Genomic DNA, 2,129 nt, shown 5'->3' with positions numbered 1-2,129 from the left:
AAGGCTGCACGCTCGCCGGATCTGCTGGCCACGCGCTTCGTCGTGCTGATCGGCAAGCTGTTCGCGGCCGAGGCACGCAGCGCGAAGTGGAAGCCTGAATGCCGGCAGCGACTGCGCGCCCGATACAGCGCCCGCGTGCTCGCCATCATCGAGCGCATGCTGATCGAGCATCTGCCGGGCGTCGTGCCGTCGAGTCTGCTCGGCAAGGCATTACAGTACATGAGCGGACAGTGGCCCAAGCTGGTCCGCTACGTCGGTAACGGCAACTGGCCGATCTCGAACAACCTGTGTGAGAACGCGATCCGGCCGTTCGTCGTTGGCCGCAAGGGCTGGCTGTTCTCCGATACGGTCGCCGGCGCGCAGGCCAGTGCCAACCTGTACTCCCTCGTCGAGACGTGCAAGGCGAACGGCGTCGAGCCGTATCGCTATCTGGTCTGGCTGTTCACCAAGTTGCCGCTCGCTGCAACTGCCGACGACTATGCCGATCTCATGCCTTGGAGAATGCCTTCCGCCCTCAACCGCTGAGGGGCGTTGTTAAAAGACCGCATACGTTCTATCGCATCGTCTTCCGAAAGAAGATCTACGACTCGATCGCTACGCTGCAGACGGACCTTGATGCGTGGCTCGACCAGTACAACAATGAACGAGAGCATCAGGGGCGCTGGTGTTATGGCAAGACGCCGATGCGTACTTTCCTCGATTCGCTCGAACTAGCCAAGGAGAAACTCATCCCCCATTGATGGCTCGTTCTTTGTAGGCCCGACTACCTGTCAGATCGAGTCCCGGCTAATACATGTGAATCGCACAAATCAGTTCGCCATTCTGTTCGGCGAGCGATTCACCTCCGCCATCAGCTGAGACCTTTAACCGGCCTCAGCACACGAAATTCCTGACACGTCCCGCATACCCTGTCGAACAAAGCCCTGCACCACCAGCACCCGCACCATCAGTTCGGTCGGAAACGGCGGGCGACCACCGCGCTCTCCGCCCGGCCGGGGCACCGCCTCGTCGATCTCCTCCCAGCGCCGCAAAATCCACGTGCTCGCCCAGCTTGCTCAGCGCATCGCCTATCTTGTCCAGCTTGGTCTCACGTTCCTGCTCCGCGAACAGACTCACCTTGATCATCTTCACATCCTCATCCCTGCGGCCTCAGTGGCATCATGCCAGCGTCCGAACGGTTTTTCGAGGTGCCCTTACCCTGTCTCGTTACTGCAACGGAACCGCCTCCCCCCCCCGCTTCATAAATTCGTTTGCTGTAATTGGGTTAATGGCTTTGGTCGTGATTTTCTTGACGCGAGAATAACCACTCTCGGAATACATTCGCTCGAGACCGGCATACACGGTTTGCAACCCAGAGCGTTTCAATTGGTAATTATCCAACTCAGACGGCGAAATTCTCAATCTATCGATAACGTACTTCCGAAAATCTGGATATTTATTGACAATGGTATAGGGATGCGCCAGCACGAAATCCACATCCAATTCACTTATCTCGCTCGAGAGTCCATTCCAGCCTAATTCACCATCTTTGATTTGTGTCACGCCAACTATCTGATCACACTCGATTCCACCTCCCTTCCTGAGCGTCACAAAAACTTCTGTTCCTATTGAGCTATCACCGAGATTCACCGTCGCCGCGGCTTCACTAATCTCCACCCCAGTACTTAAGTTATCCCTCAACCCCACAGCACCAGCACCGTGATACGTGTCTGACAATTCATTCAACTGCTCATATAAGCGATTAATCTTTCTAAGTTCAGCACGCACCTTCGCCTCATCGAGAAAGCGCGAATTCTGCAATTGCGTGCGTCCCGCAACAGCAACCGTCTCATATTCATTTGAGTCAACGAATTTATTCGCTTTAACATCAAATTTTTGTATTCTGTTATTGTATTTTGCCAAACCCAATTTAAGTCTTGACAGAGGGCCAAAATTAATGTTGTACGACATCGCACCCAGCTGACCCGCATTGGGTACGGAAGGGTTGCTGTTATCGACCGAAAGATATCGTCGGTCGGTCCGACTGGCGAAGGGAAAACAACTCAATAAGTTCGTCCCTAATGTTTGCCGCGCTACTCTGCGGGGTTTTGCACATACGTCGATGAAAGAATAAGGTGCAACTTCACCTG

The 2,129-nt window shown here is 54.3% G+C and carries 4 protein-coding genes; 2 read left to right on the top strand and 2 right to left on the bottom strand.

Annotated elements, in window-relative coordinates; genetic code table 11:
- A partial coding sequence (locus tag ACPUER_RS36450; protein WP_425133545.1) for an IS66 family transposase occupies positions 1-525 on the top strand: 525 nt, incomplete at its 5' end.
- The gene (locus ACPUER_RS36445; RefSeq protein WP_425133544.1) at positions 495-740 is read left to right on the top strand and encodes a hypothetical protein; all 246 of its coding nucleotides are present in this window, start codon (positions 495-497) and stop codon (positions 738-740) included. The genes ACPUER_RS36450 and ACPUER_RS36445, both read left to right, overlap by 31 nt.
- A gap of 133 nt (positions 741-873) precedes the next feature.
- Here the strand turns inward: ACPUER_RS36445 and ACPUER_RS36440 are convergent, their stop codons facing one another.
- Entirely contained in the window at positions 874-1,125 is a 252-nt protein-coding gene (locus tag ACPUER_RS36440) for a hypothetical protein (RefSeq protein ID WP_425133543.1), read from the bottom strand.
- 81 nt (positions 1,126-1,206) lie between these two features.
- Positions 1,207-2,129 (bottom strand): hypothetical protein (locus ACPUER_RS36435; RefSeq protein ID WP_425133542.1); only part of this gene is annotated, 923 nt, incomplete at its 5' end.

This window comes from Burkholderia sp. DN3021 (assembly GCF_049805555.1).
In the GTDB taxonomy this organism is placed as follows: Bacteria; Pseudomonadota; Gammaproteobacteria; order Burkholderiales; family Burkholderiaceae; genus Burkholderia; species Burkholderia pyrrocinia_C.
This window is presented reverse-complemented; position numbering and strand designations above follow the sequence as displayed.